Below are 22,005 nucleotides of genomic sequence, written 5' to 3' on the forward strand. Positions count from 1 at the left end.
TCGCGGAGCTTTTGAAGTGCCTCGGGATCCCTACACCGGGAAGAAGAGCTCGTGAGCGTCGAACCGCCGTCCTCAGGCCGCCCCACCGGACCGCCTTCGGGTCCGCTGTCGGGCCCGTCCCAGCCGGGTCCGTCCGAGCCGAGTCCGACCCAGCCGAGTGGCCGCACGCCGTCCGGGCCACCACCGAGCGGGGCCGGCGGAGGCGGCGCGGGTGGAAGCGGTGCGGGCGGGAGCGGCGCGGGTGGCCCCTCCGGGCCCAGCGGGCCGGGTGAACCGGGTGAACCCGGCAAGGGCCCGGACCGCCCCTGGTGGAAATCCGCACCCCGCGTCGCACTGATCACCGGCGTCGTGGTGGCCGCCGTGGTCCTCGGCCTGGTCTTCACCCGCGACGACAGCGGCAGCGACACGTCCGCGACCGGCGGCGAGGTCTTCCTTCAGGCCGCGAGCAAGTCGGGACCCGACCCGTTCACGGAGTCGACGGCGAACGACAGCTCCACCGAAACCGAGGCACCCTCGACGTCGACCGCGTCGGAATCCACCAACGTGACTCAAGGCGTGGACGGTTCGGCACCGGGCCTCTACGGCGGCACCCGCAACGTCTCCAGCTGCGACGTGGAGAAGCAGATCAAGTTCCTCCAGGCGGACCCCGCGAAGAACAGCGCGTTCGCCTCGGTGGTGGGCCTCCAGACCTCCCAGGTCCCCGGCTATCTGCGCGCGCTCACCCCGATGCAACTGCGCTACGACACCCGGGTCACCAACCACGGCTACCGCGACGGTGCCGCCACCAGCTACCAGGCGGTCCTCCAGGCGGGCACCGCCGCCCTCGTCGACGACCACGGAGTGCCCCGGGTGCGCTGCGCCTGCGGCAACCCGCTGGGCGAGCCGGTCCCGCAGAAGACCACGCCCAAGCAGACCGGCGACTCGTGGCCGTCGTACCGGACACAGAACGTCGTGGTCGTCTCGCCGTCGACGACGGTCATCAACATCTTCGTCATCTTCGACCCCGACAACGACGAGTGGATCGCCCGGCACAAGGGCGACAAGGGCCACCACGACGAGAAGACGGACCCGCCGGCGCACCCGCCCTTCCCGTCGGCGAGCGTCTCGTCCCCGACCCCCAACTCCCCGTCGCCGTGCGTGTCTTCGGCTCCCGGTACGACGCCGTCCGCACCGCCGAGCGGCTCGTCGAGCCCGTGTACGTCGACGTCCCCGGCGCCGTCGTCCTCATCGCCTTCGGCGCCCACGTCGTCCGAGTCCTCACCGTCGGAATCCGACTCGGACTCGGAGTCCCCGCCCTCCGAACCCCCGACGACGGCATCGGACTCGTCCTCGTCCTCGGCACCCGGCCTCGCGTCCTCCGCCACCATGACGGAGACGACATCCGCGTCGGTGACATCGGCCTCCGCGTCCTTGAGCGCCCCGGAGTCGTCCGCGACCTCCCCGGGGCTCTGAGGCGGGCCTGCGCCGGAAATCCGCACCGAAAAGCGGTGCGGATTTCCGGCACACCCCCGATCCTCGTAGGCATGGCCGATACCACCGGGTCCCATCCCCGGAACCCGCAGTCCCACCGGACCTTCGGGTGGTGGCGCATGTCCGTGCAACCGGACGGCGATCCGCGGTCCGGCGGGGGGTTCGTGGGGGAGCGGGACACGCTCGTCGGACATCTGCGGGACCAGCGGATCACCCTGCAGATGAAGTGCGCCGAGCTCGACGCCGAGGCGATGGCCCGGCGCTCGGTCGAGCCGTCGAACCTGTCGCTGCTCGGGCTGGTACGGCATCTGGCCGGGGTCGAACAGACCTGGTTCCGACGGGTGATGGCCGGACAGGACGAGCCCCGGCACTACCGCACCGCCGACGATCCCGAGGGGGACTTCAACGGCGCGGTGGCCGACCCCGAGGTCGTCGCGCAGGCCTGGGACACCTGGCGCTCCGAGGTCGCCTTCGCCGAACGCTTCGTGGCAGGCGCCCCCAACCTCGACGTCAGCGGCACGGACGGCGACGAACCCGTCGAACTCCGGTCGGTCCTTGTGCACATGATCGAGGAGTACGCCCGGCACAACGGCCACGCCGACTTCCTGCGCGAGCGGATCGACGGGAGGGTCGGGCGGTAGCCGCCGACGCCCCGCCCCACGGGGATCACACCTCGTTGTTCCACATGCGGAACATGGCGCACTTCCCGCGGCCGTCGAAGGTCACGGTCCACAGGTTGGCGAACGTACCGAGCTCCTTGTAGCGGCCGGTGCCCTCGACCGCCGCCGTGTCCCCGTTGACGGTGAGGACGGACCACTCGAACTCCCAGCCGCCCTCCTGCCATGCCGCCCGCCCCAGCCACCCCTGGACGATCTCCTCACGGCCGACCCAGTCCGTCGCGTACGGCCATTCGTGGTACTCCGCGTGCGTCGAGAAGAGCGCCGCGATGTCCTCGGGCCTGTTGCTCCTCCAGGCCCGTACGTACTCCTCGACCCAGGCCTCGACCCGCTCCTTGCTCACCATCGCACTCACCCCTGGGCCGTCGGCCTGATGACCAGTTCGTTGACGTCGACATCCAGCGGTTGGCTGATGGCGTACTGGATCGCCTCGCCGATCGCCGAGGCGGGGATCGCGATCCCCATCTGATCCTGGACGGCCTCGCGGACGCCCGGGTCGCTGATGCCCTCGGTCAGCTCGCTGCGAGTCAGGCCGGGGCTGATGACGGTGACGCGCAGGTCGCGGCTCTCCTGGCGCAGGCCTTCGGAGAGGGCGCGGACCGCGAACTTGGTGGCGCTGTAGACGGCGGCGGTGGGGTCGACACGGTGCCCCGAAACGGAGGCGATGTTCACGATGTGTCCCGCGCCCTGGGCGCGCATGACGGGGAGCACGGCGGCGATGCCGTGCAGGACGCCCCGGATGTTGACGTCGATCATGCGGTTCCACTCGTCGACCTTGAGGGCGTCGAGGGGGGACAGCGGCATCACGCCCGCGTTGTTGACCAGGACGTCCACGCGTCCGTACTGGTCGTGAGCCGCCTCGACGAAGGCGCGCACGCTCTCCAGGCTGGTCACGTCCAGCTCGTGGTGCACGGCGCTGCCCCCATCGGCCCGGATGTCCTTGGCGAGAGCGGCGACGCGGTCCGTGCGGCGGGCCCCGAGTGCCACACGGTGGCCGGCCGCGGCCAGCCGCCTGGCCGTGGCCTCGCCGATCCCGCTGCTTGCCCCGGTGATCAGAACGACCTTGCCGGGGGAGGCGTCGGTGGTGGATGGGACGGTCATGAGAACCCCTTCGGACATGGCCGCGACCTGCGGCTCTGTTCTGGTCAGGGTCCGAGCATGTGCCGGATCCCGCCGCGGGGGCAGGACGGGTCTTCCTGGGTGCGCCACACCTAGGAAGCGGTGACGCGGGAAACGCCGACGTACGATTTCTCCATGACCGGAAATGAGCTCGGCGAGTTTCTGCGGGTACGTCGCTCCCGCCTGAACCCCGCCGATGTGGGTTTCCCGGGCTCGGGGTCACGCCGGGTCGCGGGGCTGCGGCGCGAGGAGGTCGCCGTTCTGGCCGACGTCAGCGCCGACTACTACGCGCGCCTGGAACAGGGCCGGGAACGTCATCCCTCCGGGCAGGTCATCGACGCGATCGCGGGGGCCCTGCGGCTGGACACGGACGCCCGCTGGCACGCGTACCGGCTGGCCGGACTCGTGCCGAAGACGTCCCCCGTCGGCCGTCGTCAGGAGCGGGTGGCGCCCGCCCTGCTGCGGTTGATGGACGGCTTTCCCGCCGCGGTCGCCTACATCACCAACCGCCGCCTCGACGTCCTCGCCTCGAACGCTCCCGCCCAGGCGCTGCTCTCACCTCTCGCGAACCCCCGTGACATGGTCCACTCCCTCTTCCACGACCCCGCCGCCCGGCAGCTGTTCGTTGACTGGCCGGCCGTCGCACGCGACACCGTGGCAGCGCTGCGACTGGCGTACGGACACCAGCGCAACGACCCCGAGACCCGCGCGCTGGTCGACGAACTCCTCGACAGCAGCGAGGAGTTCGCGGCGCTGTGGCGCGAGCACGGCGTCGGCAGGCTGGGTAGCAAGACCAAGGTGTTCAACCACCCGGACGTGGGCCGGTTCACGCTCACCTACCAGTCCTTCGACGTGCAGGACGCCCCCGGGCAGTGCCTGCTCGTCGGCAGCGCCGAACCGGGCACGGCGGACGCCGACTCCCTCGCCCTTCTCGGAGCCTTGCACGCGGGAGGAGCCGCCGATGCCCCGCGCCCGTACGGCAGTTGATCCCGGACTTCACCTCGGGGCGCCGCACACCCGGCGCGCGATTCCACCGAGAGCGGAACGCCGGTCCCTTCCCGTACGACCCGGCGCTTCTAGGCTGAGAGGGTGAGCAACCAAGCGCCGAACGAAGCCCGCGTCATCCCTCTGCGTCCGGCGGCCGCGCCGGGTCCGGCCCCGGCTCGGACCGACGCTCCGGCACGCGCGCCGCAGCTGCGGCCCCGGCCGGTCCTGGCGCCACGCCAGGCGCAACCGGCCCCCGCCCCTGCCCCCGCTTCCGCTCCCGCGAGCAAGGAACCGCTGTGGCGTGACCTCGTGGGTGACGTCCTGCGGCGCGAGCGGCTCGCCCAGGAGCGCACGCTCAAGGACGTGGCCGATGCGGCCCGGATCTCGATGCCGTATCTCTCGGAGCTGGAGCGCGGCCGCAAGGAGGCCTCGTCCGAAGTCCTCGCGGCCGCTGCCCGCGCCCTCGGCCTGGGCCTCACCGACCTGCTGTCGCTGGCCCAGGACGAGCTGACGCGGCTCGCTCAGGTCAGGCCGGGCCGGAGCCGCGCCACGTCGGCTCCTCGATACGACGGGATGTGCCTGGCCGCCTGACACAGGCCGGTGGTGCCTGTGGTGTCACACGGGGAGCCGTCGGCTCACCACCTCGTCCGCGAGCCCGTACGCCACGGCCTCCTGCGCGGTGAAGACCTTGTCGCGGTCCATGTCCGCGCGGAGGGTGGCGACGTCGTGGTGCGTGTGCCGCGAGAGGACCTCCTCGACCTGCGAGCGGATGCGGAGCATCTCCTTGGCCTGGAGCGCGAGGTCGGAGACCGTACCCTGCCGTCCACCGCTCGCGGGCTGACCGAGCAGCACCCGCGCATGCTCCAGCACGAACCGCCGCCCGGGATCGCCCCCGGCGAGCAGCACCGCCGCGGTCGAGGCCGCCTGCCCGACACAGAACGTCGAGATCGGCGCCTGCACGTACGTCATCGTGTCGTAGATCGCCATGAGCGAAGTGAACGATCCCCCGGGCGAGTTGATGTAGATCGCGATCTCGTTGTCCGGGCCCGACGACTCCAGATGGAGAAGCTGCGCGATGACGACGTTCGCGACCCCGTCGTCGATCTCCGTCCCCAGGAAGATGATTCGCTCGGACAGCAGCTTGCTGAACACGTCGTACGACCGCTCGCCCTGCGGGGTCCGGTCGACCACGTTCGGAATCGTGTACGTACCCATGTCAGAGCCCCATCCGTCGCCGTGACGCGGCCGGCCGGACGTCGTCGAGCGACTCCACAACCCGGTCGACCATGCCGTACTCCTTCGCCTGCCCGGCCGTGAACCAGCGGTCGCGGTCGCCGTCGCGGGAGATCGTCTCCTCGCTCTGGCCGGTGTGCTCCGCGGTGATCCGCTCGATGGCCTTCTTCGTGAACTCCAGGTTCTGCGCCTGGATCTCGATGTCCGCGGTCGTTCCGCCGATACCGGCCGACGGCTGATGCATCATGATCCGAGCGTTCGGCAGCGCGAAGCGTTTCCCGCGCGCTCCCACGCTGAGCAGGAACTGCCCCATGCTCGCGGCGAATCCCATGGCGAGCGTCGAGACGTCGTTCGGGATCAGCGTCATCGTGTCGTAGATCGCGAGGCCCGCGGTCACCGATCCGCCCGGGCTGTTGATGTACAGGCTGATGTCGGTCCGCGAGTCCTCCGCGGACAGCAGGAGCAGTTGGGCACAGACCCGGTTCGCGGAGACCTCGTCGACCTGCGTACCGAGCAGAACGATCCGCTGCGCGAGCAGTTGTGCGGCCAGATGATCGTCGAAGCGGGTCGCAGGCGTGTCGCCCTCGTCGGCCCGCGGTGCGCGGGCCGGATCCCAGCCGGTGATGAGTGGAGTCATCGGTCCTCCGTGAGGTGTCGGAGCGGAGCGGCTTTCGTCGCCGCGATTTCCACCATCGGACCGAATGCGCCCGGGGATCAGGTTTCTCGGCCGGTAGCAGATTCGCTACGGGCAGAGGGGGGCGGAAGGGGGCAGGCCGAACCGGAAGCGGCGCCGTCCCGTCCCGGCCGGAAGTCCTCGGCTCAGTCGGCCTCGGATCCGCGGAACACGGCGGTCCGCCTTGCGCTGTGACAGTCACAGGACGGCCGCATCCGAGGTCAGCTGCCCGGTCTTCAGCTCGACGAAGCCGAACCGGCCGCCCTGACTGCACTCATGGGCGGCGCGGATGAGGCCGTCCGACCTGGGGGAAGGCGCCATTTCCTTCCTACGCGACCACTGCACGATTCCCACCGGCTCACCCTTGGCGCAACGCGTTCTCACGCCCCCGAACGGGGAGTGGCCCGGCCGATGGGCGCAGCGGTTACTCGCCCTACCCGCCGCTTGCCTTGCCGTTGCCGGCCCCGTTATCCGCGCCGTCGGAGTCGTTGCCGGGATTCCCGTTGCCCGGCGTGCCGGTGTTCCCCGCCGTGCCCGTGCCGGTGTCCGCAGTGCTCTCGCCGGGTTTGCCCGTGTCGCTGGACCTGCCCGGTGCGGCTGTCGCCCGCGCCAACTGCTCGGCGCAGTACGCGGCGACCTTGCCCTCGCCGCCCGCCGCCGCGACGAGTTGCTGCCAGGCCGTCGCGTCGAGCGCCTTGCCGCGGTCCTTGACCTGCTCGTAGGCGCGGCAGTGGGCTTCGGTGTCCTGGGCGGCGGCCGAGCCGTTCGTCGGTCCGACGCCGCCGGAGGATGCCGACGAGGTCTCACCGCTCGGCCGGCCCGGGGCGGACGCCGAGGGGTGAGCGGTCTTCCGGTCGGCACCGGCGCCGTCCGTGGACGAGTCGGCCGAACCGATGGCCGCGACCGCGACACCGCCCAGGGCGAGGCTGGCGAACACGGCGGCGAACGTTGTCTTCACAGGGCGCCCGGTTCGCCGCTCCACGGGCAGCCGCCAGTCGTCCCGGCGCCGGGTACGCACCCGATGCGCGTCCGTGCCACGGGTGGCCCGGAAGGCGGCCACGGCCCGCTGCTCGGCGTCGGGAGCGAGATCGGCTCCGCGTAGGACGGTGGCCAGCACCGTCTCCAGCGCGGTGTCGTCACGTACGTTCCGCGGGGCGGACACGGCGTCGTCAGGGGGGACCCATCGACGGCCCGGCACTCCGTCGCCGCTCAGCCGTTCACGCATGCCCGCTTCCGTTCCTGTCCGACATCTTCGATTCACCTGGCGTTCCGGGCCCTGCTGCCTGTCCGCCGGCCCAGTGCCGCGGGCGTCGTTCACTTCGACTCCCCAGCGTCCGGGGCGCCTCATCCGTCACACCCTCGGCCGCTTGGCCCGCGACGCCCAACTGGTGGGCGAGGCGTTTCAGACCTCGGTGGGCGGCGGTGCGCACGGCTCCCGGGCGCTTGCCGAGGACGCGCGCGGAGGCGGTACCGTCCAGGCCGACAACGACTCGCAGGAGCACGGCCTCGGCTTGGTCCTTGGGCAGCCCACGGACCAGTTCCAGGGCCCGCTCGGTGGAGAGGGTCTCCAGTGCCTGGTCATGGGTGCTGTGCGGGCCGGGCAGGTTCAGTACGTCCTGCTCGGTCCCTCCCGACCGGGGCCGCACGCGCTGGCGACGCAGATGGTCCAGTGCCCGGTGCCGGGCGATGGTCGCCGTCCAACCGCGGAAACCGGCCCCGTCCCCCTTGAACCGTGCGAGGTCACGGGCGATCTCCAGCCAGGCGTCGGACGCCACGTCCTCCGCGTCCTCGCCGACGAATCCGCGCAGATACCCGAGCAGGCCCGGCTGCACGATCCGGTAGGCGACCGCGAAGGCGGCCTCGTCCCCGTCCTGGGCCCGCGCGACTGCCGCGCTCAATTCCCCGTCGTACGTCTGTACGCGGCGAGATTGCCGTGCCTGGCCCAAGACTGTCCTCGTTCGCACCTGGTTCAAAGCGAGTCCGTTCCGTCCGACGAGCCTCGTTGGCATCGACGGCCCCATTGAGACCAGCGCGCGTTCTCACGGAAGTGTCACAACGCATCAGGCGTCCCTCACGTCGTCGTCGGAGCTCCTGTCGGGTGGGCGGCGAAGCCGCGAGGGCCGTCGGCAGCTCCAAGGAAACGGCGACGTAAGGACGTTGAGCCGATCCGTGCGCCGGGCCGGACGGCGTTACGGCTCAGCAACGCCCGGCGAATCCGGCGTTGGGACACCTGTCCGCAACCCGTGCCGTCCCGGCCGGGTGACGTATCGCGCTGGCCGTGCGCTGTGTGAGTACCGAGTCCGCACCGGACCGCCCGATGGTGATCGGTGATCGCCAGGCCGGACGTCGGTGCCAGGACCACTCCCGGAGCTCTCTCCGCGTCGCTCTCGACTCCCCCCGGAGGCGACATGGAGAGGGAGGGGGGCGGCCGGACCCCAACCCCTGTGGGGGTCCGGCCGCCCCACACGCCGTTCGGACCGACGGCGGACGATCACATCACCCGCGTACGCCCCGAACCCGCGCAGCGAGGTCGGCAAGTGATCCGCCACGCCACCCGGTTCTCCGGGGGTCCGACAACTGGCGCAGAGCCGTCTCTCACCTTGCCGCACGACGGCCGGGGGGCTCCCGGAACGCGGCGTGCGCCGGGTGGAGTGATGCTCCGGCGCCCCCGCGCGCTCCTTGTGTGATGAGCCTCTACTTCCATTTGCGAGCGGTGCCGCCCCCGGCACTGCGCAACAGCGCGACCTGGCTGGAACGGCTGTTCGGGGACGACTCGGACACCGTCCAGCACCGCCTCGACCGGCACCGCGAGGAGGTGCTGGACAAGCGTTATCTGGACCAGGAACTCCTCTACGTCGGCGATCCCCCGCACCGCGCGGAGGATCGACCCCGGGCCCAAGTGGTGCTCGGCGGTCGGCCGGTGTTCCACCCTGATCGGTACAAGCCACCGTTCCTGGTGCTGACGGCGGGCCAAGCGCACCGCGTGGCCAGGTTCCTGACGATGACCGACTTCGACGCGCTGTGGGTCTTCGCCCGCAACGAACTGCTGCCGCGCTACGGCGGCGTCACCGCAGAGCCCGACACGCGGGGCATCTTCGCGGCGGCGCATCGGGAGCTGACCGAGTTCTACACGCAGACGGCCGCGTCCGGAGACGCGGTGGTGAAGTGGCTGCCGACCTGAAGCACCCGGCACGCGGACTCCTCCACGGCCCTCGCCAGGCTCAATCAGGAGACCTGACTTCCGCGCCGTACGCCTGCTGGGCCGCCGCAAGGTATTCCGGGTACGGCCCGACGCCGCTGGAGATCCTCGACAATACACAAACCACTCAGTTTGCTGACGCCTGCCTACGGTTGTGAAATTCCTCGTACTTGACTGCGAAGACGTAGATGTAGTTCAGAAGAGCCTAAGGCTTGTCCCGTTACTCGGGTGCCGGGTGGGGCACCTGGCATGACTTGGTACGGTTGTCTGCATTTGGATGGCCTGGCTATAGGGCCTCAGATCTCCTGGAGGCCGGTCAGTGCGGTTCGCTTGCCGAAACTTCGGGTTGTCGGATCTGTCGCGGCGTGGTCTCGCGCCGCAGGAGGCTCCCCTGGAGGTCCTTCTCCTCGACATCGAGGCAGAGCTGTCCATCCGGGAAGACGGACGGGTGGTGTGGTCCGAAGAGGCGTTTCCCGTGGCCGAGCTGGCGTACCACCTTTCGCTCTGGCTCCAGTGTCCGGATGCCGGCCGAGCGGACTTCGAGCTCGACTCGATGCAGGCGGATCCGGGACTGATCCGCATCGTGCACTCTGGTGAGGGCTGGCGGATCGGCTCGATCTTCACGCCGAACTTCTGGACCTCACCCATCCCCTGGGACGGTCTCGTGGCAGAGATCGAGCAGTTGGACCGTTCCGTGCGCGAAGGCATTGCCGCGATGGGCATCGATCCCGCCTTCATTCCAAAGCCCTGACGGCTGTTCCGGCGCGGTTGGCCGGAGTGGGATGATCATGCGGTGGCTGGTGTGATCACGGCGTCGGAACCGTCTTGGATAGTCCCGTTCACCGGGCTGAGCCCGCGCCAGTTCACGAAGGTGGTCACGGCGCTGCGTCGTGCGGGGGTCGATGCCACCCGCCGCGGCAGGCCGTGGAGTCTGCCGCTGGAAGACAGAACACTACTGGTCACGGCGTACTGGCGCACCAACTTGACGATGCGTCAACTCGCCCCGCTGTTCGGCATCTCCAAGTCCGCTGCCGACCGCATCATCGACCACCTTGGTCCGCTCCTCGCGCTGCAGCCTCGGCGCCGTTTCGCCAGAGATGCCGTGCTCATCGTGGACGGCACCTTGGTACCTACCCGCGACCACACGATCGCCGAGCAGTCCAAGAACTACAGGTACTCCACCAACCACCAGGTCCTCATCGACGCCGATACTCGCCGGGTCGTCGTGGTCGGCCAGCCTCTGCCGGGCAACCGCAACGACTGCAGGGCGTGGGAGCAATCCGGCGCCAAAGCCGCCGTCGGGAGGGCGATGACAATCGCCGACGGCGGCTATCCGGGCACCGGTCTCGTCATGCCCCACCGCCGCCGTGCAGGTGAGGAACTCCCCGACTGGAAACAGGAGCACAACCGCGTCCACAAGCAGGTCCGCGCCCGCGTCGAGCACACCTTCGCCCGCATGAAGACCTGGAAGATCCTCCGCGACTGCCGCCTCAAGGGCGACGGCGTCCATCACGCCATGCTCGGCATCGCCCGCCTGCACAACCTCAACCTCGCCGGATGAACGAGCGAGCCCTCAGAGGCCGACCCATCCACCTCGACTCGAAGATCTTTTGCGGGACAAGCCTTAGGCAAGAGACAGCGCGTCCGCTGCGTCTTCCCGGCTCACAGATTCCTTGCTGAAGTGGGCACCTTGGTTGCCTAGCACTCGTAACGCCTGTGCCCAGTCGAAGAGGCGGCCCTCGATCTTCCCGTTATCGCGGAATTCTTGGAGTGCCTGGAAGAGGGCTTTCTTTTGCGTGCCCTGCTCGATACACATGCCTTCCAACGTACGGCGGACCATGACGGCAGCTGCTGTGTACAGGTTGGCATCGAAGCATGCACGCGCTTCCACCATCTCCCGCGCTATCGATGCTGGAATGCCCGGAGCAAGTGCGGTGACCTGGGGCCACAATCGTCGAGGCTCGTTCGAGTCGTCCGAATCTACGGGCTCGCTCCAGAGCTGGGGTTGTCCACACGCCAGGCAACCCCAGAGCTTGAAGTCAGCTGGGCGGCCAGCTTGGGTTGGTGACCCGTCGCGGCGTATGACCCATTCGTCAAAAAGAGACTTTTCCTCGCACTGTGGACACTCAAGTAACCGCATTCCTTGGCCCATGCATACCCCCGGACTTGGCGTGGCCGACTGCCGAGCCTAGCGTGCACGAGGTCGGTGTAGCGGCTTTGGGCGGGAGCTGTCATGGGGGCGACAGATCGGCCCGCTCCGGCCGGAGGAGGAGGCCGGTTGCGGACTCTCAGAGCCCTCAGCTTGGGAAGCTGCGGGCATTTGCGGGTGGTTCGGGCGCTGACCTGGGCGAACGGGCTAGGTGCTGCCTCGTCGGAGGCGGCGGCTTTCACCGTGATTCCCCGCTGTTCCCCGCTCGATCTGGTGCGCTTGTGGTGCGGGGATGGGCGGAACACGGTCGAGGGGTGTCAGGTTCGCAGGGGGTGTCAGTGGCCACGACTAGGGTCTTGGACGCGCGGTCGGCTTCCGAGGTGTCCAGCTCTGTAGAGCAGCTGCATCCCCGGTTCTGTCTGGGGGCGGCCCGGGGTGAACCCGGGACCTAACCGACGGTCGGGCTTCGTCGATGGCCAAGAGTGAGACCTGTCAGCGCCGGCCGCGCACCAATCAGTGCTGCACGTCGACCGCATGTGCACGCTTTCCAACTGTGTTGGTGGGGGCAGGGCATCGTCCACCACCGGTCACCTGCGTTCATAGATGGCCCGGCTTCGCGTCCTGCTGGGCTTGTGGTCTGGCCTGACCCCGATGAATGAGACGGAAACTGAGACGGGATTTCCTTCGGCCTCAGGGGGTGCGACAGCCGGAGTGGGCCAATGCACGGTGCGGGTAGGGGCCCTCGTGCGCCTTGCCGTGCAACCAGTCGGTAAGCCAGTGCGCGAGCGATTGTCCGATCGGTGCGGGCGCATGCCGGATGCAGCACAGGTTGGGGTCCCAGTCCCACATCTGTCCGTCGGCCGTCCGGAAGTCGATCAGCGTCCACATTGCGCAGCCCCGGTCCATCAGCGGGACGATCCCCGAGGGGAGGACGTCATCGGGATCGGTGAATCCGCGGTAGGCCGTGGTGATGTCTGCGCAGTCGCTGAACCAGTCGTCCGTCTCGGTCACGGACACTACTGCCCAGGGCCCGAAGCCACCGTTGGTGACTTCGAGATATAGCCGCTTCAACAGCTCGGGCATCGGATGCCCCACCACCTGCTCGAAGGCAGCGACCTCCTCAGCCGATACCGGGCCGGGCAGTCCCCGGCCGGCCACATGCTTACGGACCGCCAGGACGAACTCGTCATCAGTCACCCCAGGATCCTCAGTGACGCAGTTCCTCTTGTCGATGCCGCTACACACAGCACCGTGCACCCTGAGCTTGGGAAGCTCGGGTCTCTTGGCTGCGGTTGCTGCGCCGACCTGCGGCGGAATGGCGTAGAAGCCCTGGTTGAACCTGGGGCTACCCCCCACTGTTCACCGTGGTTCCCCGCAGGATCTGGCACTCATCTGGCACGCCCGCCCTTGATGAGCCGAGGATTGCCTCTACTCAAGGGCTCGGAAGACGGGGGACTTTGTGTCCGAGGCACGATGCCTTGTTCTCTCCTGTCGCACGGTGGGGCATGCTCTTCGCCATGCCACCAATGGTCACACGCACCCACGCGCAAACTCACCAGGCTGGACGTCACCTCGCTGTCGCCGAGGCGCTCTTGCGAGGGTTGCCGGCCAGGTTGAAGGGCGCCCAAACCTACGTCGAGGTTGGCGCGCACACCGCACAAGTGATGGTGGCCGCTAAGGGCGCTTGGATGATTGCGGACATCGACAAGTTCACAGCCCTGACCTGCGACCGAGTCATCCTGGTCCACATCACTGCGGACAATCATGACTTCTACGTCGCTGACGGCGACACGCTACGTGCTGAAGTACAAGCCCGTCACAAGCAGTTCCTGGAGCAAGTGGGAGGTGTACGCCCTCGAAATCCCGATTCGAGGAACACCGTCATAAAGCCCGAGGACGTCGTTGCCTGGCGGGACCAGTGGCAGCTTCTGACCTCCTAGCCCGAGCTTGGCCTCCGTGACTGCACACGGCTCCGGAGCCCAGGTGAGGCCGTGACGCTTTTAGGGGCCTGACCTGCGAGGGAGTGGCATCCACGGCGCCTGCTGAGCAAGGTCATTACGCCCCTATTACGTGGGCGGCCTATCACGGGTCCCGGGCGGCCCGTATCGTCGAGCACGTCAACCGGGTGCAGGGGAGGAAGGTTGAGCGCGGACGTGTGGACGGGGGGCACTGCCGTGGTGTCGCTCTTCGCACTAGGCATCGCCGTAGCCGCGTATCGGAGGCAGCGTCGGGTGGAGGACTTCAAGCTGGCTCGTGACCTCCACACTGATCTCACCAGCGGAGAGGTTGCAAGGGCGCGTGAAGACCTCGGCACCCTCGTGTACGACGGTAGTCGCATCGCCGACGACGACCTCCCACGTGTCCGCAACTCCTACTTCGCGGTCCTCTGGTGCTTTGAGCGCATTTACGCCGGTCGATGCGCCATCGCCGATGGGTGGTCCTTCGGAAACAGGCCTCTGAAGCTTCTGGACCGCTTGGTCGGGTGGCAGGTGCGGTGGTGGTCAGAGAATGTGGGCCACGTGAAGCAGGTACTTGAGGACAGGCTCGGAGTCCCGCTGTCTGATGGGAACTCGCGGATGGCGCTCGACGCGTTGAGCCGCGACATCTCCAGACCTGAGTGACCGGGGCGCGGAGCAGGCGTGCTCCTCAATCAATCGAACCACGCGACTGGAGGCCTTGGGCATGGCGTCGGAGTTCACGGCGGAGACTGTGGGCGCGGTCTTCAAGGAGGCTTGCCGAACCGTAGGGCTGGACGCCTCGGGAGCCGAGTTGCTGCGGCTTGGATCCAACGCTGTGTATCGCTTATCAGCCTCCCCAATCATCGTCCGCGTTGCCCGCGACCCCGATGCCATGGAGGATATGGAACGGGCCGTACGGGTTGCCCGCCGGCTGGAGGCGGAAGATCTTCCGGCAACTCGGGTGCTGGCCAAGGTGACGCAACCCCTGGTGGTCAGCGGCCGGGTCGTGACGTTCTGGGAGAGCGTGCAGGAGCACGAGGAGTACGGAACGGTGGGCGAGTTGGCCGACCTGCTCCGCCGCCTGCACTGGCTCGAAGAGCCTGAGTCGCTGCGGCTGCCGTACTTCGATCCCTTCGCGAAGTTGTGGGCGTCGCTGGGGCAGATGGTCGGCGTCACGGAAGATGACCGCACCTTCCTGGAGGAGCGCGCCGCGAAGCTGAACAAGGACTACGACCGGCTGGACTTCGTGCTCCCCTTCGGGGTGATCCACGGGGACGCGAACATAGGCAACGTGCTCCGTCATCGGGACGGCCACGCGGTTCTCATCGACCTCGACGGCTTCACGCTGGCTCCTCGGGAGTGGGATCTAGTCCTCACCGCGATGTTCTACGAGCGGTACGGCTGGCACACGAGGGCTGAGTATGAGGAGTTCGTCCACCGGTACGGCTTCGACCTGCTGAACTGGCCGGGCTACGAAGTGCTCGCTGATCTGCGCGAGTTGATGATGGTCGTCTGGGTCGGGCATCAGGTTGCCACGAGCGAGAAGTCTGCGGGGGAGTTCGCTCGGCGCGTACGCTCTCTCCGCACGGGCCAGGGCCGGGACGATTGGCGGCCGTTCTGAGCGTGTGTCAGTGACCGACCTGTGCGTCGGCGGCCACCCACAACCTGTGTTCTCGGGCCTGGTCCTGGAGATCGCGCACTGTCGAACCTCCGTCGACCTGCGAGAGGTCCCGCCGAAACTCGGCCAGGTAGCTCACGCATCTTGCTGACTTGAGCTGTTCGCCGAGGTCGAGCGCGTCCAGGGCTACGCGGCAGGCTTCCTCGATATCGCCGGCCCGTAGGTGGGCGTCCGCGAGGACCATGGTCGCGAAGAAATCGCTGCGTACGTGGTTGCCACTCATCGCGTTCTCGGCGTATGCGACGGCCTGGCGTGCACTGTTCACGTCGCGGAAGCAGTGGGCCGCCTCGGCTGCGAGTTCGGCCTCGTCGAAGTAGCTGATCCACTCCGGCTCGTCGTCGTGGTTGCGACTCTCCAACGCCTTCGTCGCGGCAGTGAGCGCGGCCTCGCAGGCGCGGACATCGCCGGTACGTGCCAGCGCACGAGCCTCCATGGCGTGGAACTGGGCGCGAAGCGTTGGCGTGGCCACGGGGGAGATGCCCATGAGGGCAGCTCGGGCGAGGGTCGCGGCCTGGGTGAAGCGGCCGAGGAACGTGGCCTGGTGGCTCATGGCCGACAGGACGCTCCCGGCAAGTCGACGGTCATTGGCATCCTGCGCCAGCCGGAGTGCTTGAAGGAAGTACCGCTGAGCGAGGCCGTGATGGCATGCGTCATAGGACATCCAGCCGGCGAGGAGCGTCGCCTCCGCAACGGTGGAGAAGAGGGATCGACCAACTGCTTCGGTGTACTGGCCGCGCAGGAGCGGAACCACGTCGCGGCTGAGGTACTGGACGACCGCGTGCCTCGCGTGATCCCCACCGAACTGGTCATCCATCTGCGCGAACATATCCGCGGTGGTCCTGATGGCTGCGATGTCTCCAAGACCGACCCGCGCACCGTCCCGCGCCTGTCGGGGAATCGATGGCTCCGGGGCCACCAACCACCGCAACGAAGCCTCGCTCCACGCGGGCTCGGACGGCTCGGCCTGGAGCAGGGGCTCGTAACCGTTGAGATCGGCGCGCCACAATTGCCCCACGGCCTTGATCGCCGCATCTGGACTCGCTGGATAGCTCGCGTCCAGGAGAGTCGCATCATGGCCAGTGCTGTGGTTCAGCCCGAGTTCCGCGGCGCTCACGCCGAAGGCGTCGCACAGCAGTGGACCGTAAAAGTTATCCGGCGTGCTGTGCCCGTTATCCCAGCTGGCGATACGCCGCTTCACGCTTGCATCGGAAGGGAGTTGGTGGCCCCGGCGCGTGGCTGCCTGACGTAACTCGCGGACCAACCGCGGCTGACTCCAACCCAGTTTGGCGCGAGCCTCGCGTAAGTGGGTGCTGGTCGACTGCATCGATGACGTGGCCGTTCCCTCCCCGCGCGTGCGTCGGTACGACAACCCAGTCTCTCCACCGAATGTACGCGGAGGTAATCCCCTTGCACTGGAAGTGGCTGGAGATGCTCCCTCCCTAGGCGCGGACGGGGGATGACGGACGGGCGCGTGCCTCGTCATCCCCCGTCACCTCTCGTCATCTGCCCTGGTCGGGGCCCTGGCCCCGAGTCTGGACGCACGACGGCACTGATGCCGCCGACACAGTCCGACCGAGGTGAGATGACGTGCAGAGGATGACCAGGAGGGGTGTCGAGTGGCTCTCCGCCGCTGCCGACGATCCGGTGATGTGCCGAGCGGTCTGGGAGGACGACCCTCGCACCCCGTGCATGCTGCCGACAGGACGCCTCTTCGACGTGGTGACGATTGAGCAGCGCACAGGACTGGAAACCTTCGACCAACTCGTACGCCGGGGCCTACCGTTCGGCCCGGTCGTGGTGGATCACAAGGCCCGACGGGTGGGCTTCCTGCTCAACTCCCGAAGCCAAGAGAGCTTCGTGCACTTCCTCACACGGGAGACGCAGACCCCGCCCTCGTATCGCTACCTGAGCCTCGGCTCCGTCGTAGTCGTCCCCGGCCCCATGCCACTGCCGGGCGACCGCTACCAATGGCTCCGCGCACCAGTACGCCGCCCAGAGGCCAATCCGCTGCGCCCGGTCGCCCTGGCAACCATGCTCGTAGCCGCATCCGAACTGCTGGCACGCGCCGACCGGTACGGCGAGAGGTATCCCTCTCCGTCCGCGGTGGACATGGCCGCCGCTGAGAGGCCGGCTGCCGATGCGTGATGAACCATGCGATCACCAGGACGCCGCCCAGTGGTCCCCCTTGGACAGCGACGGTTGGTACGCAGCCCAAAACGCGACGACCGCTCTGCGAGACGTCCTGACCGTTGCGGGCATGGAAAAGGACTTTGCCTATCTGCGAGCCGACCTGAACGCCTTCGGACACGGACTGATCGAACTCGGGCGAGTCTCACCCGCAACGGCGGAGCGCCTGGCCGAACTGCTTCGACTCGCGTTGACGTGCGGGACGGAAAGCAGCACTGAACGCAACGGAACTCCCGAACAACGGACGCGAGAGGACTGACGCTATGACCGACCGGCGAGGAGTCGTTGCCAAGCGCGCCGAGGACTTGATACCAGGCGTCCCCTACGTCCGCGGCTGGACGCAAGCCCGGCGCAGCGCCGACATACTGGCCTCGCAACTCACAGACCTGGGACTGGAGTCCGACTTTCCTGGACTCACGGCCGATGTGAACGTCTTCGGTGAAGGCCTGGTACGCCTCGGCACGATACGCCCGGAGGCGGCGCTACTCCTGGCCGAACTGATTGCGTCGGGCCTTGCTGCGGAGACGGCTCACGCTACGCCTCAGGCCTGTTCAACCAATCCCCGCCGACAAGCGTCTGCTGCCTGACCAGCCCCGTGCCCCGGTCGTTGCGGTCCGAGCTTGCTCCCGCGACTGGTCGGCTCCTGGCCCCGTACGACGCCGCTTCCCTGCGACCGTCGTACGGGGCCTCTACTTGCGCACGGCGCTCTGCGCCCTGGTTGGCTCTGCCGTCCGGCCGGGACCGGCGCCCCAGCGCCGCAGCCCGGACGAGCGGCAGAGCCAACCGACAGGTTGGATGAGCTAGTCGTCAGGAGATAGGTGAACACCGCTTTAGGAGTTCGGTCCAGGGGGCATGCGAGCTGCTTGGATTCGTGGTCGCCGGGCGAATCGGAGTCCAGTTCAGGACGCCGAGATCCGTTCAGATACTGGGACGTTGATGTCAGCCGGTGATGTCAGACCGTTGGATGTTCGTCGGGCAGAGGGGCGCGGACAAACTGAGTGCGTCGCTCGTCACAGGCTCCCATGGTGTGGAAGTTCTGACGTGCCTCGGTGAGACTCAGCCAACCGTTCGGACCGCCTCGAACCTCGTCGGCATCGTGGTCGTCCTGCCCGTCGTCCTCCCAGAAGCACACGGGACAGATGTCGAAGCAACCACGCTCATCGAGCGTCAGGAAGCCGCAGCAGGGACAGCGGTATGGGCCGTCCTCGGCCTTTCCGCGGATGTTGAAGAATGAAGTGACCACCGCCGCATCCTGCTACGCCGTGCCGTTGATCGCGACCCAATAGATGCGAACTGCTCAGTCGGTAGGAAGCCTGTCGGTGCCCATGTCGAGGCGCATAGCAGCGCGCACAACGGTCAGGGCTTCCATCACATCCTGGAACGCGACCTCGTACCCCTCATCACCGTTCGACACGCCCCGTATGGTTGCCTCCCGTGCCCGACGGACGCTGCGAAAGTAGTCCAGCGCCGGTTCAACAACAGCTCGCGGTGCGAAGACCTCCAATTGGTACCGGATCTCGTAGCACCTTGCGAAGCTTTGCTTTGCTGCGATCTTGCGTTCAGCCTCTGACATCCCACAATCCAGGATGATGAGTTGAAGTTCGCTGCGTGCCTGGGACAGCACGTCGAGATAGGCGCCGTATAACTCCCGCTTACTTCGCCTCCACTCCGCCAGGGCCTCACGACGATCCTTCCGGACTTCTACCAGCAGGGCGGATCCTGTAGCGATTGCGGCACCAAGGAGCGTGGCCAGGAGCGGTGTCCAATCCATGTCGGCAAGGTACGAGAGTGCGGCCCACGTGGACAGGGCGCTCGTAGCCTGTTGCCATCGGTAGTTGGCAACGCCGCCAAACCCGTCATTCAGAGATGGGGCGTACATCCGCGCTCCCGCTCTCTGCGACTGGTCGGCTGACTTCACCCCTAGCCCTGGGGTCGACACAAAGCCGCACCGCTTTAGGAGCGAGGTTGGGCGACCACGCGCGTGACCTGCGGATTCCCTGCCTTGGGCACAAATCGGCGGCATCGTCTTGGCGAACCCCGGTTCCCCGTGAGTCTCCGTGCGTTCTGGCACGAGAGTGGCACGGCCGAGAGACCGTGCCACGCCCGCTCGATGCGAACTACAGGCGGGGCGGTCTCACGCAGTTAGACATTCATCGCCCGATCGCACGATGCTGCACTGACGCGGCCGAGTGGGGGCTGGCCAGTAGAGAATGACCCGGTGGACGTAGCTGTGGAACTGTGCGCGTGAACCCGGTCAGCACACCGATCATCCGGCTTACGTGTAACTCTCCGCACTACATCGCGCCGGAACACTAGGATCTCTAAGATTCGGCTACGTCCTCGGGGGTTGCCCATGTACTGCTTTCGTCTCCCCTTCACGATGCCGAGCACGACGCGGCTCGGGTTGGCCGCAGCGGAGCTCTTGATCCATGAGGAAGGAGAGCAACGGATCTGGCTCAAGTCTTCCGAGAAGAAAGGCCAGCCCCTGCGCGACGCTGCCAACTTCGTGGTCAGGGGCGAGGGCTATGCCACTCATGATGAAGCTGCCCTAGGGGGTGAGCGATGGAGGGACGTCATTAGTCGTTCCTTCGCCCGGATGCATCTCGCCGCCGATTTTGGTGATCAGGACCCTTCGAGCAGCTCGACAACGACCGCAGAGCCGGTGTTCTCCGAATACTTCGGACGTCACGTAATGGAGGGCGTGGCGGGTGTCACAGTCTTCCAGGATCAGCCTGACCTCCTCCTTGTCACCGCGAGTGATCTCTTTGGTTGTGTGCGTCCTTCGGATGAGAAATTCCGTTCTGTATTCCTTCATGCCGCGCAGCTCCACGAACCCCTGAAGGAGGCCGAGAGGCTGGCCTTCGATCTGTACAGCAGTTCCTTCTTCCAGGCATCGGCGGCCGCACGACTCCTGATGTTGACGATGGCGGTTGAGACCCTGCTTAACCTCCAGCCTCGCTCGACCGCTGCTCAGGCGCACGTGACTGCCATGATTGAGGCTACGAAAGACAACGCAGACCTCACTCATGCCGAGCGCAACTCACTACTGGGGACGCTGAACTGGCTGCATAACGAGTCGATCGGTCAAGCCGGGCGGCTGCTGGCTCGGACGTTGGAGCCGCGGAAGTATGACGGTAGAAAACCAGCAGACTTATTTACTCGTTGCTATGAGGTGCGCAGTGCGCTTACCCACGGATACGTGCCGCATCCTGACCCTCGTGAGGTCAATTCTCTCGGAGGAAGTCTTGAGTCGTTCGTTGCAGACCTTTTGGCCGGCCGTCTCCTGACTGAGACTCCTGGCTGACCACTGTGAGCTGATACCCGCAGCACCTTCCGCAGTTCCCGCCGCGGTTGTGACGCCGATCACCCCAACACGGTACGAACTTCGGGGCATTGTGTTCCACGAGCCCTATGTTTTCGAGACGCCTCACCACATGTATTAGGTGTCCGGTCGCCAGTCTTGAAAACCGTCGTCGCAGGGATGTGACCGTGGGTTCAAATCTCACACCCACCGCAGGTGAGCGGCCCCTGACCAGAATGAATAGTCGGAGGCCGTGCCCGTGCCCGGTATACCTTGATCCCCTGCTGTGCCCCTTGATTCCCCGGTGCATCGGGTACGCGAGGGGCACGCATCAGGAACGTCACAAAAACGACCACGCGGACAACACCGCTCCGACCACGGCGATGCCGAGGTGAAGTGCCACCCACAACGCATAGAGGCGCAATCTGAACAGTCTGGGGAAACGGGCCTGCTGCCTTCGGTAGGTGTTGGCCCACTCTGATTCGATATCGAGACTCGGGTGGAGGTCGCCTAAGGGCTGTCCCGTAAATGATCTTTGAGGTGTTCGGGGTGCGGCCGGCTGCAGTCGGGCCTGGTATCTATCCGGCAAGGTTGAGGTTGTGCAGGCGGGCGATGCCGAGCATGGCGTGATGAACGCCGTCGCCCTGTAGGCGACAGTCGCGGAGGATCTTCCAGGTCTTCATGCGGGCGAAGGCGTGCTCGACACGGGCGCGGACCTGTTTGTGCGAGCGGTTGTGTTCCCGCTTCCAGTCGGACAACTCCTCGCCCGGAGTGCGGAGGTGAGGCATGAGGAGCCCGGTGCCCGGATAGCCGCCATCGGCCATCGTCAAGGTCTGGCCCACAGCGGCCTTCGCGCCGGATTCCTCCCACGCCCTGCAGTCATTGCGGTTACCGGGCAGGGGGTCGCCGACCACGACGACCAGGCGGGTGTCGGCGTCGATGACGACCTGATGGTTGGTGGAATAGCGGTAGTTCTTCGACTGCTCGGCGATGCTGTGGTCGCGAGTGGGGACCAGGGTGCCGTCCACGATCAGCACGGTGTCCTTCGCGAACCGTCGCTTGGGCCGGAGCGCGAGGAGCGGGCCGAGCTGGTCGATGATCCGGTCGGCCGCCGACTTCGAAATGCCGAACAGCGGCGCGAGTTGGCGCATCGTCAAGTTCGTGTGCCAGTACGCGGCGACGAGGAGTACCCGGTCCTCAAATGAAAGCCGCCAGGGACGGCCCCGGCCCGACGCGTCGGCGCCCTCGCCGCGCAGTGCGGTCACCAACTTGCCGAAGCCGCGAGGGCTCAGCCCGCTGAACGGAGCTATCCAGGACGACTGCGACGCCGTGATCACACCAACCATGCGGCAGATCATTTCAGTTGCCGACACG

26 protein-coding genes are annotated in these 22,005 nt (G+C 67.2%); 13 read left to right on the forward strand and 13 right to left on the reverse strand.

Going from position 1 to position 22,005, the window contains the following annotated elements; all coding sequences use genetic code 11:
- The first annotated feature begins 51 nt into the window (after window positions 1–51).
- Window positions 52–1,452 carry a DUF6777 domain-containing protein gene (locus OG266_RS43905; RefSeq protein ID WP_371552454.1) on the forward strand — a complete coding sequence of 467 codons (1,401 nt, stop codon included), beginning with the start codon at window positions 52–54 and terminating at the stop codon, window positions 1,450–1,452.
- A gap of 137 nt (window positions 1,453–1,589) precedes the next feature.
- Window positions 1,590–2,111 (forward strand): DinB family protein, encoded by a 522-nt coding sequence (locus OG266_RS43910; protein WP_371552456.1) that lies wholly within the window; start codon window positions 1,590–1,592, stop codon window positions 2,109–2,111.
- Window positions 2,112–2,136: 25 nt separating this feature from the next.
- Here OG266_RS43910 and OG266_RS43915 read toward each other — a convergent pair whose 3' ends face one another.
- Together OG266_RS43915 and OG266_RS43920 are read right to left on the reverse strand one after the other, a co-directional pair.
- The gene (locus OG266_RS43915; RefSeq protein WP_266470557.1) at window positions 2,137–2,493 is read right to left on the reverse strand and encodes a nuclear transport factor 2 family protein; all 357 of its coding nucleotides are present in this window, start codon (window positions 2,491–2,493) and stop codon (window positions 2,137–2,139) included.
- A 5-nt stretch (window positions 2,494–2,498) separates the two neighbouring features.
- A complete protein-coding gene (locus OG266_RS43920) occupies window positions 2,499–3,248 on the reverse strand; it encodes an SDR family oxidoreductase (RefSeq protein WP_371552458.1) in 750 nt (249 codons plus the stop codon).
- 153 nt (window positions 3,249–3,401) lie between these two features.
- Here OG266_RS43920 and OG266_RS43925 point away from each other — a divergent pair, with 153 nt between their 5' ends.
- Window positions 3,402–4,253: a helix-turn-helix transcriptional regulator gene (locus OG266_RS43925; protein ID WP_371552460.1), complete on the forward strand. Its 852-nt coding sequence runs from the start codon at window positions 3,402–3,404 to the stop codon at window positions 4,251–4,253.
- Between the two features lie 102 nt (window positions 4,254–4,355).
- Window positions 4,356–4,844, forward strand: a complete 489-nt coding sequence (locus OG266_RS43930) for a helix-turn-helix domain-containing protein (RefSeq protein ID WP_371552463.1) — start codon at window positions 4,356–4,358, stop codon at window positions 4,842–4,844.
- A gap of 24 nt (window positions 4,845–4,868) precedes the next feature.
- On the opposite strand, the gene OG266_RS43935 is transcribed toward OG266_RS43930, so the two are convergent.
- From OG266_RS43935 to OG266_RS43955, 5 genes are all read right to left on the reverse strand, one after another.
- On the reverse strand, window positions 4,869–5,468 hold the full coding sequence (locus tag OG266_RS43935) for a ClpP family protease (protein ID WP_266470564.1): 600 nt from the start codon (window positions 5,466–5,468) through the stop codon (window positions 4,869–4,871).
- Window position 5,469: 1 nt separating this feature from the next.
- Window positions 5,470–6,123: an ATP-dependent Clp protease proteolytic subunit gene (locus tag OG266_RS43940; RefSeq protein WP_329549583.1), complete on the reverse strand. Its 654-nt coding sequence runs from the start codon at window positions 6,121–6,123 to the stop codon at window positions 5,470–5,472.
- A 234-nt stretch (window positions 6,124–6,357) separates the two neighbouring features.
- Window positions 6,358–6,480 carry a hypothetical protein gene (locus OG266_RS43945; protein ID WP_371552465.1) on the reverse strand — a complete coding sequence of 41 codons (123 nt, stop codon included), beginning with the start codon at window positions 6,478–6,480 and terminating at the stop codon, window positions 6,358–6,360.
- A gap of 112 nt (window positions 6,481–6,592) precedes the next feature.
- Window positions 6,593–7,384 carry a hypothetical protein gene (locus OG266_RS43950; protein WP_371552467.1) on the reverse strand — a complete coding sequence of 264 codons (792 nt, stop codon included), beginning with the start codon at window positions 7,382–7,384 and terminating at the stop codon, window positions 6,593–6,595.
- Entirely contained in the window at window positions 7,377–8,105 is a 729-nt protein-coding gene (locus tag OG266_RS43955) for an RNA polymerase sigma factor (protein WP_371552469.1), read from the reverse strand. The genes OG266_RS43950 and OG266_RS43955 overlap by 8 nt, the downstream gene beginning before the upstream one ends.
- A gap of 740 nt (window positions 8,106–8,845) precedes the next feature.
- On the opposite strand from OG266_RS43955, the gene OG266_RS43960 reads away from it, so the two are divergent.
- From OG266_RS43960 to OG266_RS43970, 3 genes are all read left to right on the forward strand, one after another.
- A complete protein-coding gene (locus tag OG266_RS43960; RefSeq protein WP_371552471.1) occupies window positions 8,846–9,340 on the forward strand; it encodes a DUF1877 family protein in 495 nt (164 codons plus the stop codon).
- 337 nt (window positions 9,341–9,677) lie between these two features.
- Complete coding sequence (locus OG266_RS43965; protein ID WP_371551515.1) at window positions 9,678–10,109, forward strand: hypothetical protein; 432 nt, start codon at window positions 9,678–9,680, stop codon at window positions 10,107–10,109.
- Between the two features lie 42 nt (window positions 10,110–10,151).
- A complete protein-coding gene (locus tag OG266_RS43970; RefSeq protein ID WP_371552473.1) occupies window positions 10,152–10,919 on the forward strand; it encodes a transposase in 768 nt (255 codons plus the stop codon).
- 63 nt (window positions 10,920–10,982) lie between these two features.
- Here the strand turns inward: OG266_RS43970 and OG266_RS43975 are convergent, their stop codons facing one another.
- Entirely contained in the window at window positions 10,983–11,510 is a 528-nt protein-coding gene (locus OG266_RS43975; protein ID WP_371552475.1) for a DUF4145 domain-containing protein, read from the reverse strand.
- A 687-nt stretch (window positions 11,511–12,197) separates the two neighbouring features.
- On the reverse strand, window positions 12,198–12,704 hold the full coding sequence (locus OG266_RS43980) for an SMI1/KNR4 family protein (RefSeq protein ID WP_371552477.1): 507 nt from the start codon (window positions 12,702–12,704) through the stop codon (window positions 12,198–12,200).
- A gap of 308 nt (window positions 12,705–13,012) precedes the next feature.
- On the opposite strand from OG266_RS43980, the gene OG266_RS43985 reads away from it, so the two are divergent.
- The 3 genes from OG266_RS43985 (at window position 13,013) to OG266_RS43995 (ending at window position 15,086) form a co-directional block, all read left to right on the forward strand.
- Entirely contained in the window at window positions 13,013–13,447 is a 435-nt protein-coding gene (locus tag OG266_RS43985) for a hypothetical protein (protein WP_371552479.1), read from the forward strand.
- 201 nt (window positions 13,448–13,648) lie between these two features.
- The gene (locus OG266_RS43990) at window positions 13,649–14,128 is read left to right on the forward strand and encodes a hypothetical protein (RefSeq protein WP_371552481.1); all 480 of its coding nucleotides are present in this window, start codon (window positions 13,649–13,651) and stop codon (window positions 14,126–14,128) included.
- A 61-nt stretch (window positions 14,129–14,189) separates the two neighbouring features.
- Complete coding sequence (locus OG266_RS43995) at window positions 14,190–15,086, forward strand: phosphotransferase family protein (protein WP_371552483.1); 897 nt, start codon at window positions 14,190–14,192, stop codon at window positions 15,084–15,086.
- A 7-nt stretch (window positions 15,087–15,093) separates the two neighbouring features.
- Here the strand turns inward: OG266_RS43995 and OG266_RS44000 are convergent, their stop codons facing one another.
- The gene (locus OG266_RS44000) at window positions 15,094–16,341 is read right to left on the reverse strand and encodes a hypothetical protein (protein WP_371552485.1); all 1,248 of its coding nucleotides are present in this window, start codon (window positions 16,339–16,341) and stop codon (window positions 15,094–15,096) included.
- A 398-nt stretch (window positions 16,342–16,739) separates the two neighbouring features.
- Between OG266_RS44000 and OG266_RS44005 the strand changes: the two genes are divergently transcribed.
- Together OG266_RS44005 and OG266_RS44010 are read left to right on the forward strand one after the other, a co-directional pair.
- Window positions 16,740–17,288, forward strand: coding sequence for a bifunctional DNA primase/polymerase (locus OG266_RS44005; RefSeq protein WP_371553170.1), 549 nt, complete (start codon window positions 16,740–16,742; stop codon window positions 17,286–17,288).
- Window positions 17,281–17,589: a hypothetical protein gene (locus tag OG266_RS44010; protein ID WP_371552487.1), complete on the forward strand. Its 309-nt coding sequence runs from the start codon at window positions 17,281–17,283 to the stop codon at window positions 17,587–17,589. The genes OG266_RS44005 and OG266_RS44010 overlap by 8 nt, the downstream gene beginning before the upstream one ends.
- 693 nt (window positions 17,590–18,282) lie before the next feature.
- Here the strand turns inward: OG266_RS44010 and OG266_RS44015 are convergent.
- Window positions 18,283–18,573, reverse strand: a complete 291-nt coding sequence (locus OG266_RS44015) for a CPCC family cysteine-rich protein (RefSeq protein WP_371552489.1) — start codon at window positions 18,571–18,573, stop codon at window positions 18,283–18,285.
- 54 nt (window positions 18,574–18,627) lie between these two features.
- A complete protein-coding gene (locus OG266_RS44020) occupies window positions 18,628–19,101 on the reverse strand; it encodes a hypothetical protein (RefSeq protein ID WP_371552491.1) in 474 nt (157 codons plus the stop codon).
- A 609-nt stretch (window positions 19,102–19,710) separates the two neighbouring features.
- Here OG266_RS44020 and OG266_RS44025 point away from each other — a divergent pair.
- Entirely contained in the window at window positions 19,711–20,634 is a 924-nt protein-coding gene (locus OG266_RS44025) for a hypothetical protein (RefSeq protein ID WP_371552493.1), read from the forward strand.
- Between the two features lie 575 nt (window positions 20,635–21,209).
- Here OG266_RS44025 and OG266_RS44030 read toward each other — a convergent pair.
- The gene (locus tag OG266_RS44030) at window positions 21,210–21,977 is read right to left on the reverse strand and encodes a transposase (RefSeq protein WP_371552495.1); all 768 of its coding nucleotides are present in this window, start codon (window positions 21,975–21,977) and stop codon (window positions 21,210–21,212) included.
- Window positions 21,978–22,005 lie beyond the last annotated feature (28 nt).

Origin of the sequence: Streptomyces sp. NBC_00554 (genome assembly GCF_041431135.1) — a bacterium.
Taxonomy (GTDB): domain Bacteria; phylum Actinomycetota; class Actinomycetes; order Streptomycetales; family Streptomycetaceae; genus Streptomyces.

Excerpts from the sequence above, each read along its gene's own strand:
- OG266_RS43910 (WP_371552456.1), top strand. The coding sequence starts at position 1,590 with ATGTCCGTGCAACCGGACGGCGATCCGCGGTCCGGCGGGGGGTTCGTG.
- OG266_RS44030 (WP_371552495.1), bottom strand. The coding sequence starts at position 21,977 with ATGGTTGGTGTGATCACGGCGTCGCAGTCGTCCTGGATAGCTCCGTTC.
- OG266_RS43975 (WP_371552475.1), bottom strand. The coding sequence starts at position 11,510 with ATGGGCCAAGGAATGCGGTTACTTGAGTGTCCACAGTGCGAGGAAAAG.
- OG266_RS43960 (WP_371552471.1), top strand. The coding sequence starts at position 8,846 with ATGAGCCTCTACTTCCATTTGCGAGCGGTGCCGCCCCCGGCACTGCGC.
- OG266_RS44010 (WP_371552487.1), top strand. The coding sequence starts at position 17,281 with ATGCGTGATGAACCATGCGATCACCAGGACGCCGCCCAGTGGTCCCCC.
- OG266_RS43935 (WP_266470564.1), bottom strand. The coding sequence starts at position 5,468 with ATGGGTACGTACACGATTCCGAACGTGGTCGACCGGACCCCGCAGGGC.
- OG266_RS43940 (WP_329549583.1), bottom strand. The coding sequence starts at position 6,123 with ATGACTCCACTCATCACCGGCTGGGATCCGGCCCGCGCACCGCGGGCC.
- OG266_RS43995 (WP_371552483.1), top strand. The coding sequence starts at position 14,190 with ATGGCGTCGGAGTTCACGGCGGAGACTGTGGGCGCGGTCTTCAAGGAG.
- OG266_RS44020 (WP_371552491.1), bottom strand. The coding sequence starts at position 19,101 with ATGGATTGGACACCGCTCCTGGCCACGCTCCTTGGTGCCGCAATCGCT.
- OG266_RS43950 (WP_371552467.1), bottom strand. The coding sequence starts at position 7,384 with ATGCGTGAACGGCTGAGCGGCGACGGAGTGCCGGGCCGTCGATGGGTC.
- OG266_RS44025 (WP_371552493.1), top strand. The coding sequence starts at position 19,711 with ATGCCGAGCACGACGCGGCTCGGGTTGGCCGCAGCGGAGCTCTTGATC.
- OG266_RS43945 (WP_371552465.1), bottom strand. The coding sequence starts at position 6,480 with ATGGCGCCTTCCCCCAGGTCGGACGGCCTCATCCGCGCCGCCCATGAG.
- OG266_RS43925 (WP_371552460.1), top strand. The coding sequence starts at position 3,402 with ATGACCGGAAATGAGCTCGGCGAGTTTCTGCGGGTACGTCGCTCCCGC.
- OG266_RS44005 (WP_371553170.1), top strand. The coding sequence starts at position 16,740 with ATGACCAGGAGGGGTGTCGAGTGGCTCTCCGCCGCTGCCGACGATCCG.
- OG266_RS43985 (WP_371552479.1), top strand. The coding sequence starts at position 13,013 with ATGCTCTTCGCCATGCCACCAATGGTCACACGCACCCACGCGCAAACT.
- OG266_RS43915 (WP_266470557.1), bottom strand. The coding sequence starts at position 2,493 with ATGGTGAGCAAGGAGCGGGTCGAGGCCTGGGTCGAGGAGTACGTACGG.
- OG266_RS43920 (WP_371552458.1), bottom strand. The coding sequence starts at position 3,248 with ATGACCGTCCCATCCACCACCGACGCCTCCCCCGGCAAGGTCGTTCTG.